Annotated in this window: 12 protein-coding genes and 1 tRNA gene; 7 read left to right on the plus strand and 6 right to left on the minus strand. The window is 59.1% G+C overall.

Annotated features, from left to right (window positions below; translation table 11 throughout):
- Positions 1-130: 130 nt before the first annotated feature.
- Positions 131-2,287 (plus strand): Clp protease N-terminal domain-containing protein, encoded by a 2,157-nt coding sequence (locus RLW55_RS04035; RefSeq protein ID WP_423415656.1) that lies wholly within the window; start codon positions 131-133, stop codon positions 2,285-2,287.
- A gap of 3 nt (positions 2,288-2,290) precedes the next feature.
- On the opposite strand, the gene yihA is transcribed toward RLW55_RS04035, so the two are convergent.
- The 4 genes from yihA to rpmH form a co-directional block, all read right to left on the minus strand.
- Positions 2,291-2,947 (minus strand): ribosome biogenesis GTP-binding protein YihA/YsxC, encoded by a 657-nt coding sequence (gene yihA / locus RLW55_RS04040; protein WP_409561760.1) that lies wholly within the window; start codon positions 2,945-2,947, stop codon positions 2,291-2,293.
- A 51-nt stretch (positions 2,948-2,998) separates the two neighbouring features.
- A complete protein-coding gene (gene yidC / locus RLW55_RS04045) occupies positions 2,999-4,891 on the minus strand; it encodes a membrane protein insertase YidC (protein ID WP_423415657.1) in 1,893 nt (630 codons plus the stop codon).
- Positions 4,892-4,981: 90 nt separating this feature from the next.
- Entirely contained in the window at positions 4,982-5,380 is a 399-nt protein-coding gene (gene rnpA / locus RLW55_RS04050; protein ID WP_414464525.1) for a ribonuclease P protein component, read from the minus strand.
- A gap of 63 nt (positions 5,381-5,443) precedes the next feature.
- Positions 5,444-5,578, minus strand: a complete 135-nt coding sequence (gene rpmH, locus RLW55_RS04055; RefSeq protein WP_024275086.1) for a 50S ribosomal protein L34 — start codon at positions 5,576-5,578, stop codon at positions 5,444-5,446.
- Between the two features lie 370 nt (positions 5,579-5,948).
- On the opposite strand from rpmH, the gene RLW55_RS04060 reads away from it, so the two are divergent.
- The 3 genes from RLW55_RS04060 to RLW55_RS04070 all read left to right on the plus strand — a co-directional run bounded on the left by RLW55_RS04060 (position 5,949) and on the right by RLW55_RS04070 (position 9,190).
- The gene (locus RLW55_RS04060) at positions 5,949-7,409 is read left to right on the plus strand and encodes a dihydrolipoyl dehydrogenase family protein (RefSeq protein WP_423415658.1); all 1,461 of its coding nucleotides are present in this window, start codon (positions 5,949-5,951) and stop codon (positions 7,407-7,409) included.
- 29 nt (positions 7,410-7,438) lie between these two features.
- The gene (locus RLW55_RS04065) at positions 7,439-8,953 is read left to right on the plus strand and encodes a sensor histidine kinase (protein WP_409561756.1); all 1,515 of its coding nucleotides are present in this window, start codon (positions 7,439-7,441) and stop codon (positions 8,951-8,953) included.
- A gap of 160 nt (positions 8,954-9,113) precedes the next feature.
- Positions 9,114-9,190, plus strand: a tRNA-Arg gene (locus tag RLW55_RS04070).
- Between the two features lie 985 nt (positions 9,191-10,175).
- Here RLW55_RS04070 and RLW55_RS04075 read toward each other — a convergent pair.
- Positions 10,176-11,690: a hypothetical protein gene (locus tag RLW55_RS04075; protein WP_423415659.1), complete on the minus strand. Its 1,515-nt coding sequence runs from the start codon at positions 11,688-11,690 to the stop codon at positions 10,176-10,178.
- A gap of 91 nt (positions 11,691-11,781) precedes the next feature.
- Here RLW55_RS04075 and RLW55_RS04080 point away from each other — a divergent pair, with 91 nt between their 5' ends.
- From RLW55_RS04080 to RLW55_RS04090, 3 genes are all read left to right on the plus strand, one after another.
- Positions 11,782-13,101, plus strand: coding sequence for a hypothetical protein (locus tag RLW55_RS04080; protein WP_423415660.1), 1,320 nt, complete (start codon positions 11,782-11,784; stop codon positions 13,099-13,101).
- Between the two features lie 468 nt (positions 13,102-13,569).
- Complete coding sequence (locus tag RLW55_RS04085; RefSeq protein WP_423415661.1) at positions 13,570-14,229, plus strand: GcrA family cell cycle regulator; 660 nt, start codon at positions 13,570-13,572, stop codon at positions 14,227-14,229.
- An 84-nt stretch (positions 14,230-14,313) separates the two neighbouring features.
- Complete coding sequence (locus RLW55_RS04090) at positions 14,314-17,397, plus strand: hypothetical protein (RefSeq protein WP_423415662.1); 3,084 nt, start codon at positions 14,314-14,316, stop codon at positions 17,395-17,397.
- A gap of 65 nt (positions 17,398-17,462) precedes the next feature.
- Here RLW55_RS04090 and RLW55_RS04095 read toward each other — a convergent pair whose 3' ends face one another.
- The gene (locus tag RLW55_RS04095) at positions 17,463-17,732 is read right to left on the minus strand and encodes a hypothetical protein (protein ID WP_423415663.1); all 270 of its coding nucleotides are present in this window, start codon (positions 17,730-17,732) and stop codon (positions 17,463-17,465) included.
- Between the last annotated feature and the right edge of the window lie 155 nt (positions 17,733-17,887).

Raw genomic sequence — 17,887 nt, forward strand, 5'->3', positions numbered from 1 at the left:
CCATTCTCGGCCTGCCAACGCGCGTGCCATTGCTATAACCTTGCCATCAGCGTGTGTTTTCGACACGCTATCGCAACGAGTCTTGGCCAGTCTGCCCGTCTTGGCCTTCGTTTCAGGAGATGTCGTGGGCGTGACGGCACCAGATATTACCCAAATCCCGATGTCGTCTGAACTGGCGGCAACGCTGGCGCGCGGCGCCGAGTTTGCCGGCGCGACGGGGGCGTCAGAGGTGTCGCTTGAGCATTTGCTCGCGGCCCTTTGTGACGATCCCGATGCCGTTGCGGTGCTCGACGCGAGCCATATCAGCGGTGAACGGATCAAAGGCGACGTCATTTCCCGCGTGCTCGAAGGCACTCCGAGCGGCGCTCCGCCGCAGGATTCGCTCGGCGTCTCGGCCGAGGTTCGCCGCATTCTCGAAGCCGCGGCGGCCGCCGCGCGTGGCAGCCGCAGGCGTGACATCAACGGCGCCATCGTGCTTGCAGCCATCGTCGGCGATGCCCGAAGCGTCGCCGCTGAAATCCTCGAAGCGCACGGTTTGACCTTCGAAAACGCCATTCGTGCGCTTCAAGCTGCGCTCAATCCGCCGCGTGAAGCACCGGCGCCGCCACAACAGCCCCAGCCGCCCGTCGCCGACGACGTCCTGGCCCGCGCCCGCGAACGCGTGCAGTCGCGCTCCGCGCCGTCTCTGCGCGACATCATGAAGGACATGCCGCGGCATCCGTTATCCGAGCGCTCCGATCCGCTGCCCGCCGCTCCGCCGTCGGCGCACGATCCCTCTCCGCAAGCGGCGTTTCCGGAGCAGTCCCAACACCCAGATCCCATCCCAGCGCCGCCATTTCCTCAGACCCCCGCATTCGAAGGGCCATTTGGCCGGGAAGCGTCCAGCGGGGAGCAGGACGAGCCGATCGGTCCGCCGGCACCGCATTCGTTCGACGCCGGCCCCGGTGCAGAGCCGCACCAAGCCGAACCTTTGAGGCCGTCTCCGGCTGCAGCCGAGCCTGCGCCCATGCCGTCGCGGCCGTTTTCCGCACCGTCACCCGCCTCTCAGGATCCGCGTCTGCCGACCGGCGTCAGCGAGCCGAGGCCAGAACCGCGGCATGAACCATCGTTCGGGGCGCCCGCCCCTGCCTTGGATCGCGGACCCAGCCAGGGTGCCGGACCGCGCCCTGCCCCCGGCCCAGGCCAAATTGGTACACCAGCGCAGTATCCGCGCGAACCGTCCCTGCCGCTGCCCTCGCGGCAGCCGCAACAGCCCGGTCCCGGTGCGCCGCAGCCGCAGGGCCCACAAGCTTTTCCCTCGCCCTATCAGCCGGCCGGAGGCCAGCAATCGGCACCTCCTGGACCGGCAGGAAATCCAGGCGCTGCCCCTCCGCACCAGCGCGGCATGTTCGATCTGCCGCCGCGCCCGCAGCCCTCGTCCGTCCAGCCGCCACCCATTCCAGCGCCGGGCTTAGGTGGTCCGGCATCGGGCCGGACGCGTCCGGAAGGACCAGCCCCAATGCAAGGCGGATCGCCGCAATTCGGGCCGCCCGGACCGAGCCTGTCGCCAACAGGCCCGATCGGCGCGCCTCCAATGAGCGCTCCGGGCGCCGCGCCTGCACCCATCCAGGGTCAGCGACCGAATCTCGGGCAGGACACAGTCTTTCGTCCCGGCGCACCGATCGGCGCGCCTACAGCGCCGCAGTCGCCGGCACCGCCGCAAGCCCAGCGCCGCGCTCCCGCACCGAAGCGTGGCAAAGGCGCGAACGTCGAAACCGGTCAGCTTGCTGAAAACATTCCGCGCTCGATGCGCGTCGGCAAAACCGTTCGCGCCGAGATCCGCATCGCGAAATCGTCCGTGAAGGCCCTGACGGAAGGTCTCGACGGCGGCGGTCAGGTCTGGCAGCACACCGTCGCCGTGACGAAGGCGATGTCGGTCCGCATCCGCGCGCCCGATGGCGGCTTCTATATCGAATCGACCTCGCCTGAGACGCAGTGGATCGAGAGCAATCTCGGCTATTCGAGCGATGATTTCGCGAGTTGGCGCTTCAACATCACGCCGCAGTATCGCGGCTGGTCGGATCTCCAGATCATCGTCTCGGCACGCTCGATCGGCGCTGACGGCGTTGCCGCTGAAACGGCGCTTCCCGATCAGATCGTCGAAGTGAAAGTTCGCGCCAACATCGGCCGCACCGTCGTTCGCATTTTCAGCTGGACGGTCGCAGCCGTGATCGGCGGCGCGCTCGCGACGTTCGGCGAGTCAGGCATGGCGATCGTGACGACGTTGATGAAGAAGTTCGGCCACTGAGCCTTAGCTGCCGTGGGATGCAAGCAGCTGCGCGATCGTTCCGCGCAGCTCTTCGAAGCCGAGGGCTTTTTCCGACGACGTCAGAATGAGCTGAGGAAACGCCGCCGGGTGTTTCGCGAGCGCCTTCTGCGTCCGCTCGGCGACTTTTTCGAGATCGGTCTTGCTGATCTTGTCGACCTTCGTCAGCACCACCTGATAGGACACCGCGGCGCCATCAAGCAGCGCCATGATCTCATCATCGACCGGCTTCAGCCCGTGCCGCGCATCGACCAGCAGGAACACGCGCAGAAGCGTCCGCCGCCCAGCGAGATAGGCGCGCAGCACCTTATTCCACGCCGCAACCTTGTCCTTTGGCGCTTCCGCGAAGCCATAGCCCGGCATATCGACGAGATAGAGCTCGTCATTGGGCTCGGTGAAAAAGTTGAGGTCCTGCGTGCGGCCCGGCGTGTTCGAAGCGCGCGCCAATCGAAGCTGCCCGACAAGCGCATTAATCAGGCTCGACTTGCCGACATTCGACCGGCCTGCGAACGCGATTTCCGGCCGGTCGTCGGGCGGGAGATGATCGAGATCAGGCGTGCCGCGCGAGAACGTCCATGCGCGCGTGAAAAGCCGCCGTCCATTCTCGATCTCATCTGCCGATAGGGTATCTGTTTCAGCCATGACCAGGCTCCAATTGCAAAGGCCCGGAACGAGCCGGGCCTTTGAGAAAAGCTACTTGCCGGAGCCGCCGCTACCGCTGCCGCTCGCTCCAAATAGTCGTAACAATGGTGCGAACGCGCGCTTAAGATTCCCGAACAAATGAATCTCCGCGCCGCTCCTCTTGTTGATCAGGAGCTGCTGGCAGATCGACAGCGTGTTGCTCCACGCCCAGTAAATCACCAGACCGGCCGGGAAACTTGCCAGCAGGAAGGTGAACATCACCGGCATGAACTGGAAGATCTGCTGCTGGATCGGATCGGGCTGCGGCGGGTTGAGCTGCATCTGGACCCACATCGTGATGCCCATGACGAGCGGCCACGCACCAATGTGCAGGAACGTCGGCACATCATATGGCAGCAGACCGAAGAGGTTGAACACGGTCGTCGGATCCGGCGCCGACAGATCGTGAATCCACCCGAAGAACGGCGCGTGACGCATGTCGATGGTGACGAACAGCACCTTATAGAGCGCGAAGAACACCGGGATCTGCAAGAGGATCGGCCAGCATCCCGCCAGCGGATTGATCTTCTGCGTGCGGTAGAGATCGAAGATCTCTTTCTGCTGACGCTGCGTATCGTCTTTATACTGCTCTTTGATCCGCTGCATTTCCGGCTGCATCTTCTTCATGCGCGCCATGCTCTCGTACTGCTTGCTCGCGAGCGGATAGAACGCCGCCTTCACGATCACGGTCAGCACGAGAATGGTGATGCCGAAGTTGTGCACCACACCGTTGATCATCTCCATCAGGCTGAAGAGCGGCCGCGTGATGAAATAGAACCAGCCCCAGTCGATCAGCCGGTCGAAGCGCAGAATGTTGAGCGCCTTTTCGTAGCCGTCGATCAGCGACACCTGTTTGGCGCCGGCAAAAAGATGGCCTTCGACGCCCTTGCGCTCGCCGGGCGGAACCGTTACCGCGCCGAGCAGATAGTCGGTCTGGAAAGCATCGCGGCCTGCCGGATCGCGCGCCGGAAGCGCTGAATACATGGCGCGATAGGGCGCCGTTTGATTGGGAACGAGCGCCGTCGCCCAATACTTGTCGGTGATGCCGAGCCAACCACCGACGACGTTTTCGAACGTGCGCGGCACACCTTCCTTGACGGCGTTGGCGTAGGTGTCCTCGATCAGGCCGTGATCGCCCGAAACGCCAACGAGACCTTCATGCAGAACATAATAAGCGTGATCGGGCGGATGGCCGCTACGATGCACGCGCGCATACGGCAGCAGCGAAATATCGCTGCTTGTCTTGTTCTCGACCTCGTCGACGATCTTGAACATGTAGTCTTTGTCGAGCGAAATCGTGCGATGGAAGATGACGCCCTGGCCGTTGTCCCATTCGAGGGTAACGGGCGTCTCCGGCGTCAGCTTCGCGCCGCTTTCGACTTTCCAGACGGTATCGCGATCCGGCACCCTGATCGTCGAACCGACCTGCGGCACCCAGCCGAACTCCGCAAAATAGGGATCGAACGACCCCGCAGGCGACAGCAGCGTTACCATCGGGCTGTTGGGATCGACCGTCTCGTGATATTTCCGGAGCACGAGGTCATCGATGCGGCCGGTCTTGAGATCGATCGAGCCTTCAAGCGACGGCGTCGAGATCGGTACGCGCGGCGTTTCCTTCAAAATTTCTTCGCGTGATTTAACCGGCAGACCAGTCGTCGGCTGGCCGCTCGCCGGTACGCTCGCAGACGGTCCCGCGATCGGAGCGTTCGCAACGTTCGGCGGGCTTTCCGATGTCGCCGTTCCTTTGTTCTGCGCGTCGAGCTGCTTGTTATAGGCCTGCTTCGCCTGCTCGTGCTTGATCTGCGGTGCTGCAAAAAAATACTGCCAACCGATCAACACAAGGATCGACAGCACTACGGCGATGATCAGGTTGTTCTGGTCTTTTGGATCGCTAGGCGTGCTCATCAAATCCTCGAACTGGAGCGGGCTTCTTCAGGCCTTTTGTTGCCCGGAAGCGATGGAGGAAACTGGTCATAAAGGGAAGAAGACACCCAGTCACGCTGACCCTTTTTTGTCAGTTCGGTCGGCGTGGCGCGACTTAACACTGTGCAATGCGGCGAGCGCCCGATTGACGTCGCCGAGCAGTAGATCGAACGGCCGGTCAAGCGCGGCATGCCGAGCGACCACGACATAATCGCAGGCGCCCAGGCTCTTCGCCTTGGTTTCAGCGGCGAATGCCGCTTTGAGACGCCTGCGGATACGGTTCCGCGTAACGGCATTACCGATTTTCTTGGTGATCGTGAAACCGAAGCGCGGACCCGCAGAATCGCCAAAGCCGCCGCCACGCGTGGTGGCAGCGGAGCGTTCGCGCATTTCGATCAGGAATGCCGGCGTAGACTGACGCCGACCGCCGCGGACAGCGAGAAATTCGGATCGCGCCTTGAGCGTTGGCAAAATAGGAATGACAGCCTCCAGAGCCGCAAGACGCGGGCAGCGGGGCCTAGGCGTTAGACCCGATTAGGCCGAAAGACGCTTGCGGCCTTTCGCGCGACGGCGTGCCAGAACCTTCTGACCGCCTGCCGTCAGCATGCGTTTGCGAAATCCGTGGCGGCGCTTGCGGACAAGGCGGCTCGGTTGATATGTGCGCTTCACGGAAGTCTCCGTCCAAGTCTCTCAAAGCCACCGGTCCAGGCGCTTACCGCGCCGGCCCAAGTAGCATAATTGCTATTATTTTTCCGATGTTTACAAAAACGCGTCGCCTGGGCAAAAACCCCAGCCGATTGCGCATGTCTCCGGAATTCGGGCTCTTATAGTGGGGCTGCGCGGGCAAGTCAACGCAGGCCGTGCGCGCGCAAACGATAGAAAACGCCGCCCGCTTGCATTTGCACATCGTCGAAATTGGCCGACATCTGCTCGTATCCCCCATTTCCGGCAGGGGATAGGCCCGATCTCCAGCGTGAAAAGTCGCGCCGCCGTATTAATCTAATCGCTATGACCCCGCGATGACCGGATACCTTTCTCCATGCCCAAGGATACTGTCGAACCCAATCCCGAGACGCACACCGTCAATGCTGACTTCTGCGTCCTCGGCGCGGGCGCGGGTGGCGTCGCCGTCGCGACGACGGCAGCTGCGTTCGGACAGCGTGTCGTGCTCATTGAAAAACACAAGATGGGCGGAGATGGCCTCAACTACGGCAGCATTCCCGCCAACGCTCTTTTGGCCGCCGCCAAGCGCGCCCAAGATATGCGGACCGCATCGCCCTTCGGTATTCGCGGTGTCGAACCGCTGATCGATCATGCGGCAGTCAACCGCTACGTCACCGACGTCATCGCCCGCATTGCGCCGAACACAACGGTCGAGCGCTTCGGCGGCATGGGCATCCAGGTAATTTCCGCCGCCGCCAAATTCCTGAACCCGACCACAGTTGCCGCCGGCGAATATCGCATCTCCGCGCGCCGCTTCGTCATCGCAACGGGGTCTTCGCCAATCATCCCGCTAATTCCGGGCTTGGCCGACGTTCCCTATTTCACCAACGAGACGATCTTCGATAACAACGCGCCCATTCCGCATCTCATCGTCGTAGGTGCCGGGACGACAGGCATCGAACTGGCGCAGGCCCATCGGCGCCTCGGCTCCCGTGTCACCGTCATCGACGCTGCCCACGCGCTTGGCGATGAAGATTCTGAATTGGCTGTCGTGTTGCTGACGCAGCTTGCCGCTGAAGGCATCGTATTCCGCGAAGGCGTCCGCATCACGCGCGTCTCCGGCACGGTCGGCAACATCACGGTCGAAATCGCAGGCAACGGCGAAAGCGAAACGGAACGGATCGAAGGCTCAGCAATTCTCGTCGCCGCAGGCCGCAAAGCCAACGTCGCCGACCTCGGCCTCGACAACGCCCGCATCAAAGTCGCCGGCAACGCGATCAAAGTTAACGAAAGCTTGATGACCACAAACAAGCGCGTCTATGCCATAGGCGATGCCGCAGGCGGCCTTCGCTTCGCACACGTTGCCGCCGAGCAGGCCGACGTCGTACTTCGCCGCTCCCTGTTTCGTCAGTCGGCAAAAACGGTTGGTCGTTCCGCGCCGCGCGTCGTCTTCACCGAACCGCAATTCGCGTGCGTCGGCTTGAGCGAGGCGGAGGCCAGCACTAAATACGGCCGCGTCAATGTTCTGCGCTGGCCCTATCACGAAAATGACCGCGCTCAGATCGAGCGTAAGACAGAGGGCCACATTAAAGTTATCACGACGAAGCGCGGCCAAATTCTCGGCGCGGCCGTCGTCGGCGCCGAAGCCGGAGAAATCATTCAGATGTGGTCGCTCGCCATTTCCCAGCGCCTCAACATCAAAGCGATGACGCAATGGATCTCGCCCTATCCGACGTTTTCCGAGATCAGCAAAAAAGCGGCGATCCGTTACTTTGCAACAGTGCCGAGTAACCCCTTTTTGCGTAAAGTCATCGCGTTGCTCGCGAAGCTCGGTTAATGATCTCCGCGTAGGAGATGCTCGGTCCAGTGCAGCGCGCAATTTTCAACGGCGACGATAAAAACAACAAGGACGCCAAGGGAGCGGCTTCCGTCTTCATGGCGCCGTGGCGTGCCGTGGCGCGCTTCTGGGAAAGCCGTGGCCTCCCGACCAAACTCATTCTGCTGACGGCCATCTTCGTTTTGGTCGCCGAAGCCCTGATCTTCTTGCCATCGATATCGAGCTATCGCGTGACCTGGCTGCAGGAACGCCTGACGGCCGCCCAGCTTGCAGCACTGGCATCGGATGCGTTCCCAGGAGGTCAAATCCCTTCGGCTCTGCGCGCCGACCTTCTCCGAACTGCACAAGTGAAGGCGATCGCCTCGCGCACCGTCAACGAACGCCGTCTTGTCTATCCGCCCGACGGCGACCTTTCGATCGACTACGTTTATTACCTGCCGCCCGAATCCAATTCCTTCTGGCAAAGCCTGTCGACGCACATCGAGCAGGCGCGCGACGCCGTGACGACCCTGCTATCGAACGATCGCACCATCCGCGTCATCGGCCACAGCGGCCCCGACAACAATAGCCTGATCGAGATCGTCATTCCCGAAGCGCCGCTGAAAGCCGCGATGATCCGCTACGGCATGAACATCCTGTGGCTCTCGATTATCCTTTCGCTGCTGACGGCCGTCGTCGTCTATTTCGCGCTGAGCCGCCTGTTCGTGAAGCCGCTGACGCAGATCACGACCAACATGCTGCACTTTTCGGAGAACCCCGAAGACCAAAGCCGCATCATGCCCGACACCGGCCGCCGCGATGAAATCGGGGTTGCCGAGCGCGAACTCGCAAGCATGCAGCGCCAGCTTTCGAGCTTGCTCGTACAAAAGAACCGCCTCGCGCAACTCGGCATGGCCGTCTCGAAGATCAACCACGATCTCCGCAATATGCTGGCAAACGCGCAGCTGATCTCCGATCGCCTCGTCGCCATTCCCGATCCGACCGTGCAGCGCTTCGTGCCGAAGCTGATCGCCTCGCTCGACCGCGCCATTCAGTTCTGCAATTCGTCGCTCAAGTTCGGCGGCGTATCGGAGGCCGCGCCCCGGCGCGAACTGATGCCGCTGAAACCGCTCATCGACGAGGTAGCCGACAGCCAGGGTCTGCCGCGGGAAGGCACCGTCGCTTTCACGACCGACATCGACCCTGCACTCCTGATTGATGCGGACCACGAGCACCTGTTCCGCGTCCTCTCGAACCTCATCCGCAACGCTGTGCAGGCCATCGAGAGTATCGATGGCAAAACGGATGGCGAGGTGCGCGTCATCGCCCACCGCGAGAGCCGCAAGGTCATTATCGATGTGATGGATAACGGCGCAGGCGTGCCGCAGAAGGCACGCGAGAACCTTTTCAAGGCCTTTCAGGCTTCGACGAAGAAGGGCGGCACCGGCCTCGGGCTCGCCATCGCGGCGGAGCTTGTACAGGCCCACGGCGGCAGCCTGACGCTCGTCGACAGCGAAATCGGCGCCCGCTTTCGCATCGAGTTGCCGGACCGACCTGTCGACTGAGCAAGCCGGAGATCAGCCCTTCACGCGCAAGCGCGGCGAGACGTCACGATGCTTGTGAAAGAGGGGTCTTGCGCTCGCCGCCGTGAGCCACTAGAGAGGGTTCCTTCGTCGCCCGGCCTTACGGCCGGATGGGCATCCGGCCCCAATCGCAACGAAAAAAGCGCCCGTAGCTCAGCTGGATAGAGCACCAGACTACGAATCTGGGGGTCAGAGGTTCGAATCCTTTCGGGCGCGCCAGCAAAATCAATGACTTAGTTGATTTTCTGATTTGGTCGATTTTCGACTAGCAACCAATTAGCAACAGCGCGATGGAAAATTTCGGGCTCGGCGCCGAGTGGCTGCCGATGCGATTTGCTCGTGCGCTTGGCTTGTCCGTCTATCGGTATTTACGCCGCCATCGGATGGCGCCGGATCGCCGACGTTGCGTGTAGGCTCTGCGGTGTTGAGGCGTTTCGGGGCCGGTGCACTGTTTGATCGCCACACGCATTGGCATCGGCCTTCGCCCGTTGAAAAATCAGCCGTCGAGTTTTCCGAGGCCACTCTTTTGCGCTCCGTTCCGCCCTCTCGCTGCGCATCCCGTTGCGATCAATGCATTCCATTCGGCGGCGATAGCACGCGCAAGACCGTGAGCCTGCCCAAGCCCTGGCGGGATTTTTCCAGTTTCATCCACAACCGGCCTTTTCGTGCATGACGGGGGTGGGGGCCCGAATGCGACCGCGCGTCTTTTGCGCATGATGGCGGACAAAAATTTTGAAAAATTTCTTAGACGATTATTTTTCGTGGTCCGCGCATTTGAAATGACGTCGGCATGCAGCCCTACGACTCAGCTACACATGGCTCCGTCCGCGGACGAAGGGACTTGGCCATGACCGAACAAAAGAAGGGGTGGGATATCCCCGCAGATTTTGCCGAGCAGTACAATCGCAATTCTTTTCTCACGATGTTTCCGCCCGCGGGCGGATTGCGGGGCGTACAGGGCGCTATGCTTCAAGGATCAAAGTACAGGTCCGACGAACTAGTTTCGCTGCAAACCACTGACCTCGACGGCAAGTTGACAATGCTGTGGATGGACGCCCCGAACGCCATGTACCTATTGAGCCTCCTGCTTAACATTCAGCGGGAGGCAAAGTTGAAGATACCGAGCGAACAGCCCCCACCGACGAAGCCACACTCACCTTAGATTTTGCGCGTCTACTGCCGAAATTTGCACCGGCATCCGCCGCTAAGCCGCGGACAGGAAAGGTTGCAAAATTTCGTCGTATGTTTCTGCAAATAAATTTACGGCGACCCGGCGCTCATCACCGAAGGCATCGGAGATAAAACTGTCGAGCAGCCAGCCGCGATATCTCTCGTCCTGACGACGCTCGAAAAACGTTCTGATCCCAACCTGCGCAATGATCTGCGCTACTTCTTCTACCTCGTCGCACGATGCGAGTACGTACGGCATTTCTACGAGGACGTCACGCGGGATGTTGGCCTCGTCGAGTTTGATTTTAAGCTGCCGCTCAATTTCGTCAGCGACGAGCTGCCCGTGCGGAAACCAATTCTCCAAGGTAACGACGACGGGATATATTTTACGGTTCTCATCAAAACGCAATGTCGGGTATCGATCCGCTTTGTATTCGGCGATCGTTTTGTACGTCTGACAAATGGCGTCCGCTAAAATCCCTAAATCTCGCTCCAAGGCTTCCCTTGAAACCAAGTTTGTCTTTGCGTCGATTGAAAGCCGCTTAGACTTACACTCTACAAACACAGCCGCGTCTGCGCCCAGAACAGTCCAGTCCACGGTATCCTTCGGCTTCTTTTTTGTCCCGTACTTTTCTTCCGCCCTCGCTTCCAGTGATGTGCCAGCCAACGCGCGTGCAAAAACGTCGCCGACGTATCTTTGAAAGGACGCACCGAAAGCGTTGAAAAAAGCATCATTGCAAGTGAGATCGTAGTAAAGCCCCGAGGTAAATCGCCAGAATAAAAGTGTTGGCAGAGGGCACGCCAAAATTTCCTCGCCGCATTTGCGAAAACTGATCAGCGGCCAAGCTCTGACAAAACGATTATCGTAAGGGAATGTATCATCCAATTTGTGGGATGCCCGGATGATCTGCCGCAACTCGTAGACTTCGATCCCGCAAAGCTCGATAAATGCGACGATATCCTCGTTAGTGATGACACTGTTGCGACTGCTCCAAGGAAGCTTCAGAAACGCTTTTGACGAATAGTGTCCCCAAAGCGCGGACCCGATCGCGTATATCTTATGGACGGAAAGCCTCGTCGTTTTTTCGCACAGCGCATCGATCTCTGGGTCTTTAAAAATTCTATAATAACGCGCCGTCATTGCCCGGTTTGGAAGCTGCTGCCAGAGAAACTGCTGGTGGCCAACGCGAAGCATTTCGAGTAGCACGTTATCGGCACCTAAAATAGGCTCATGGATTGCATCCTCAAGGGCACGAAGCGCATTAACGGCGTTTGCTAAATCGGTCCATTTCTTCAGGCTTTTTCCTTTAACCGAAACGTCGGCCCCTCGAAGAACCACCTCCCTCAAAACCGTTTCCAATTGCCATGGATAGGGCTGCCTTGGCCCATCCTCCATAAAGCTAGGATGCCGTTCAACGTCGGTAGGAAAGCTGAAATTTCGCAACTGCTTCGCTTGCGAAAAAGCCCAAGTCGCTGCGAAACTATCCTCGAAGCTCAGCTCGGAAATTACTTTCCGAAATTTCTTGTACGATGCAGGTGCTTCTGTCATGTGCCGAAGAATATTGGAGATCGCGCGAAATATCCTCCGACCTTGCAGGTTTTCCCCGTCGATCTATCGCCAAAAAGAGAAGGTTCCGAGTATGGCAGCCGCAGCGCAAAAAATTTTAGGAAACCAAGAAGCTCGCGAGTCGGCAAAAAACTTTTTTGCCGATGCGGACGCGTCCCGTGCGGGCACTACGGACGAAATACCTTCTGCGCTGAAGGCTGGTAAGAGCGTATCCATCGTCGGGGGCAATGCATTTGCCTACGATTACAAAGTGACAGCCCAGCTCATCGCGCTGACAAAACAATGTATTAAGCTCTTGGGCGCCTCCATCGCGCACGAAAAAGACATTCAGGATGCGGCCTGGGAGGTTATGAAAGAACCGGGGATAGATGCCGACGACAGGTTCAAGTCCTTCGCCGGGCTGCTAGAAGAAGCTCTCAAAAGCACGACATTCATAACAAATAACTACGCTGTAAGGCTCGTCGAGCCGATTACATCCGCTACCATCGGTCCCGTCAGAATCAGAATGTCTAATGACATCGCCGCCGAGTTCGCCGCGTCCGACGTTCCTCTTCGGATAGTCACGGACGGCGGACAAGGCAGCTTGAAAGATGGAAAAATAACAGCTTCTCTCACGCCAATATGCTGGGAGGTAGATTTGCGGGCGACTGCGCGCCGAGGTGAGTACTTGGCGAAGCGAATGGTCAACATCTCGTTGTCTTTGATCCGTCTCGTTAGCCTTAAGGCACCCATCACGCCTGGGTTGCCCCCTTACGGTTCGACCGAGCCTGATCCTTTCGTGGCACCTCAAATGGAACGCGCGCACATCAGAAAGAGAGAAAATGGAATTTCGTGGGGCGGGCTAGAATTGTCTCGTCGCTACGAGATCGACAAGAATATCGCCGATCGACTTTCGGAAAAAGAATTTCAAGCTTCGGTAGCCCTAATATTCGAACCAAAAAATAAGAGCATCGGGGAACGCGTCGCGCGTGGTCTCCACTGGATGGCTCGGGCCCGGCAATCCGTGGACCCCGCCGAACGCTTTCTATTAGCGTTCACTGCGATTGAAGCTTTACTGTCCGCGGACAGTGTAACGGCACCCGTTGTTGATACGGTAGCGCGCCGAACGGGAACAATTTTGGCGCTATCCCCGAAGGACCGCCAAGATATATTCCAAGATATTAAATCACTCTACACTACGCGATCTGACCTTGTTCACCGAGGTATCGCCGAAGTTTCAGATTCCGATGCACGCAGATTGGAGTACTTCACAGATAGTATTTATTCGAAGGTCATCGGCGGCACAAATCTCGAAACGGCTTGCACAGAGTTCCACAAAAGCCTGGATCAGTCTGGCTTCGGCTCGGAGTGGCCCCCGGCTAATAAACAAAGCCCGACTGCATCGACGGCCTAGCTTAGTTTGATTTTGAGTAGCGCAAAGCCTCGTCGCCTTTACGGCCGATGCTGCAAGCCGACAGGGCGTAAAGAATTACGGCGCGACGGCTTTGCGGCGCGTAATTATTTTTCAGCAGATTTTGTAATTTCATGTGATGGCGAGTGAGCCGCGAAGCCGGCCCGCACGCGGGAACTATCTTTCTATACAGCCCCAAATTATTTTCCGTGATGCCGCGAGAGGTATTGATGCCAAATCCATGCCCACCAAAAACGTTGACGCCACGTCCACACGCGCCGCTTTCTGATTTTTGAAAATCTGGACGTCATCCGCTCAAATCAGATATAAACCGGAGGTGACGAGGCCAAAGCCCCGCTAGCCGGTTAGCCCCTCCTGCCCTCGTCGATTTCCCAAAATCGCCGGGCTAACCTTTGCGCCACTCCGCGCCAGCACACGTTCGCCCGGCCTATTCGCCTTGGAGCGGACAGCATGTGGAACACCGAAACGGTGCAGATACTTCGCGATAAATGGGACGGCGACGGGCTACCGGCCGACGCCATCGCAGACCATCTGGCAAAAATTCTCGGAAAGCCCGTCACAAAAAGCATGGTGGTCAGCAAAGCCCACCGGCTTAAATTAATTCGTCGACGCCGTGGCGTTCGAAGCGTTTGTGGCTCCTCGGAGCCGCGCCGGAAAAGGCACGCGCCCCCGAGCCCTCACCGTGCATTCGTCAAGACCGACGGCACCTATTCGCCGGTTGCACCCACGCCAGAGGCCACTTACGCCGACGACGTCGTGCGCGTATCGTTTCTCGATCGCGAGCCCGGTCAATGTGGGTGGCCGATCGGCGATCCGCGTGATGCAGGGTTTGGCTGTTGCGGCGACGAGACTGAAAACGGCAGCCTTTATTGCCCCCGCCATAAGCGCCGAGCTTTCGAGCCGCGCGAAATTTCCACTCATCCTGCTGATGATCGGACATCCGCAAAGCCCCAAAGCGTTGACACCTCGTCAACAGCTTGGCCTGTCGGCGCTTCGCCAAGCCCGACCCATGTGGACGCCACATCAACGGCGATCCGCAACATGGATTTGCGGTCCATGAGTCCACGTCGCAACACCGCGGACACATCCGGCGACGAAGCCACTTGCTAACGGCCGCGGCTTTTTCAAACCTTTGATCTCCCAATTCTTAGGCGCGTTGCGTCGTGCGAGCTCCCCCAACAAAGGATTTTCAACATGCCCCGCATTCGGGAATATCAAGTCAGCCAATCCGCACAATCCTCGCTTCCCGGCCCGTTGAATGTCCGCGCCAGCGCCGAGGACTTCGGCGGCCAAGTAGGCGCCGCCCTGCAAGGCCTCGGCGGTTCAATCCAAAAAACTTCGACGCTCGCCGCCGATCAGGCTGCACGCTCTGACGCGATCCAAGCCGACTTGCTCAGTGCAAAATTGGAGCAGGCCGCGACGAAACAGTTCTTTGACGAAAAGCAGAACGCTGCGCCGGGCGGAAAAGGCTTTGCCGACGATATCAAAGGCAAGTTCGACGATTTGGCCGCGAAGACTTTTGACGGCGCAAGCGATGGAACGCGACAAGCCGCAAGAGCAAAAGTCGAAAATCTAAAGACGAGCATGTATGCAAGAGCATTGGGCTTCGAGGCCGAAGCTTCCTCGCAGTTCGTGAGGAACAGCGCGCAAGATACGCTTTCTACGTTACAGAACACGGTGGCATTAGACCCGACGAGATACGAAAGCGCTATTCAGAACGGCGTCGATCTTATCGACAAGCTGGCACCGATGGGCGCGGCGCCGGGCCTGCCATCTGATATCCGCGATGAGTTCAAACGCGATTTTATTCAGAAGACCACCAACGATTATTTCAACGGCCGTTTGCGTTCCTCGAAATCCGCGGCCGACGTCGATGGCGTTTTGACCGAGCTGGCCGACCCGAAATTCGGAACAAGGCTAGACCCGAAAGACACAACCGAATTGCTCGATAGAGCACGCACATTCAAGAGCGCGATAGGCGAGCAAGCCAACGCCGCAGCACGTTCTAGCCTCGATAGCCTTAAATCCCGTATGGAAGCGGGGGACCGCATCGACCCTGCCGAGCTTTCAAGTGCTGATAAAGTCGTGGAAGGCGCAGCGAACCCGACCATCATAAATGATTGGCATATGCTACGCGCTCGACAGCGAGCATTGAGCAACGCTCGTACCTTGCCGAAAGGCGCCGTCGACGACGCGCTTGCGCAAGAGGCCGGGCTACCCGGCCGTAGCGGTTCGCCGAATTACCCCGGCCTGCCCGCGGAGTTGAACCAATCCGTCAACCTCGTGACGCAGGCGACAGGCGGCGCAATCTCGCCCGACTATGCTGCGCGCACAATGATCCGCGAAAGCGGCGGCGAAATCGCAAAGCTGCGCCGAGGCAAGCCGGAGTTTACACCCGAGCTGCCCGACAGCCGCCCCGCGATACGGGACGCGGCGGCCGTGGCGGGCGAGATATTCGGCGCGAAGCTCGCGGCCAAGTCGGCGGCCGGCAACGCGCTCGATATCGACGTTTCGAGTATGAAGCCCGAGGACAAAGGCCGTCTCGCTGACGCGCTCGTGCAGGCGGGCTTTACTGGCTTCGCAGAGTATGACGACCATCTGCACGTTGATTTTCGCAAGGCGGTTCCGGGGTCATTTAACTCTACGGATCAATTCGGTGGGTGGTCGCGCCTAAGCCCTGAAGTCATGAACACGCTTTTGAAGCGCGGTTTCAAGGCGGGGCAGGCATCGGAACGCATCGACCGGAACGGCGCCGACGGAAAGCCCGCGAAGACTGGCGGCTTGAATTTCGATTTCGCCAACCCGACGTCGACGGCACGCGGGCCGTACCAATTCACCGAGCAAACGTGGTTGGATACGCTAGCGGGCACGGCGAAAAAGTACGGCATCGACATAGCAGGACAGAACCGCCAAGCGCTGCTCGCCATGCGCTCCGACCCGAAAGTTGCAGCGCTCGTGTTCGCCGATTTCACGATGGCGAACAAAAAGTCTTTGACCGCAGCGCTCGGCCGCGATCCTAACGACGCCGAGCTTTACATGGCGCACTTTCTCGGCTCGGGCGGCGCTATCGGTTTCATTCGAGCCTTTCAGCAGCAGCCGAACGCAGCCGCCGCGGATGTGGTCACGCCGCAAGCGCTGGCGTCCAATAAGTCCGTTTTCTTCAACAAAGACGGCTCGCCAAAAACCGTGTCCGACGTCTATTACGACATAACCGGCAGCTTCAATAACGGCGTCGATCAGCTCGCCCGCGAGCGTGTAAAGGCATACCAGACTGTATCCGATGAAATGGCCGGGCTCGCGAAAGACCACGGCGACCCTATGACATACGCCGCTAAGAACGGAGCGCTAGCCCCCGCAGCATTGACGGATGCTCAGAGCTACGCGGCGCGCGGTCGACAAGCGATCCACCTTGAAGATTATTACAAGCTGCCGTACCCGAAGCCGCTCACGAATGACGAAGTGGCGAGCTACAAAAAGCGCATTGAGGAAGGCTCGGTAGACGACGCTGTCGCTGCGCTCAAAGAACTCGGGCAGTTTGGCGGCCGAGCAACGGAGGGTGCAGCGCGCCAGATTGGCGAGCAGAGCGAAATATCGGCGCACCTCGCCGGGCTGTTCGCGCAGGGCGGTGCTGAGGCGCAAGTTGCCGAGGACATTATCCGCGGGCAGCGCCGGATTACGCAGGACAGGGGCGCAAAGGATTGGCTCGGCAGCAATGAGAACGGCGGCACGCAGCGCGTATTCGATAACGCGGTGGGCTCGGCGCTCGACGGCGCAGACCCAAAGACCCGCGCCGCGATGAAGGCCGCCGCTGACGCGTATTACGTGCAAAAGTTTTCGACGCGCGACGGCACTCGCGACGACGCGAAATATGCCGAGGCCGTTAACGCCACGCTCGGCGGGCGCCTCGGTGTGGTAAATCGTACCGCAACTGTTTTGCCCAAGGGCGTGACGTCCGAGCAAATGGACGACGCGATAGACAATCTAACCCAAACTGATCTAGTTGGATTGTCGGTATCAGGCGACGCACCGGTCGACGCCTACGGCCGCCAAGTGTCGCCGTTTATGATTGCCGTCGAAGGCAAGTTCGTGCACGTCGGAGGCAACCAATACGAGGTGATGCTTTCCGACAATAAATTTCTCGGCATCGAACATGTCAACAAAGACGGCTTACCTCTGCGCTACCGCATGAAGTTCGATACAAAATCAATCGCAGGGCTTGCGGCACGCGGAGCCGCGGTGACTGTCAGGCAAGGATTGATGGACAGGCTCCAGTATTGATTTCTCATCCGCACATCGCGCCGCTGCGGATACTACTCCAACGGAAGCGCGGCGTTAAAGCCGCACTATCGAGAAGCTGACTGCGTTCGAGCTACGCAATCAAAAATGGCTCGAACGCTTTCCATCCTGTTGAATTTCGCCACTTTGTTATATTTTGCGCAATGCTGATCGGCTAACGGCAACGCGTCCATTTCATTCCAGACATTAAAAATCGTAACATAGGCCTCGTTTCCAACTACCCGCTGACCGATTAGCCCGCCCGTATAGATTTGGGTTTCTCCTCCTGCCGCGCACGAAGCCAAGCCAATAGTCGCTAAAATAAAAATGTTCCGCATGCCCCCACCTCCCTGCGAAACGATAACCTTGTTTCAGATAGCGCGGATGGACCGTCGCAAGTTGTCCCCGCTCATTTCTGATATTGAACATGCGTCCATGACAACGCCGATTGTGGATGCAGCATCGACAAAAGCGGGGATGCCACGTCCACACC

The organism is Hyphomicrobium sp. B1 (genome assembly GCF_049532635.1).
Taxonomy (GTDB): domain Bacteria; phylum Pseudomonadota; class Alphaproteobacteria; order Rhizobiales; family Hyphomicrobiaceae; genus Hyphomicrobium_B.

Coding starts and splice junctions, on each gene's coding strand:
- yihA (WP_409561760.1), bottom strand. CDS start 2,947: ATGGCTGAAACAGATACCCTATCGGCAGATGAGATCGAGAATGGACGG.
- yidC (WP_423415657.1), bottom strand. CDS start 4,891: ATGAGCACGCCTAGCGATCCAAAAGACCAGAACAACCTGATCATCGCC.
- RLW55_RS04060 (WP_423415658.1), top strand. CDS start 5,949: ATGCCCAAGGATACTGTCGAACCCAATCCCGAGACGCACACCGTCAAT.
- RLW55_RS04075 (WP_423415659.1), bottom strand. CDS start 11,690: ATGACAGAAGCACCTGCATCGTACAAGAAATTTCGGAAAGTAATTTCC.
- RLW55_RS04080 (WP_423415660.1), top strand. CDS start 11,782: ATGGCAGCCGCAGCGCAAAAAATTTTAGGAAACCAAGAAGCTCGCGAG.
- RLW55_RS04085 (WP_423415661.1), top strand. CDS start 13,570: ATGTGGAACACCGAAACGGTGCAGATACTTCGCGATAAATGGGACGGC.
- RLW55_RS04090 (WP_423415662.1), top strand. CDS start 14,314: ATGCCCCGCATTCGGGAATATCAAGTCAGCCAATCCGCACAATCCTCG.
- RLW55_RS04095 (WP_423415663.1), bottom strand. CDS start 17,732: ATGCGGAACATTTTTATTTTAGCGACTATTGGCTTGGCTTCGTGCGCG.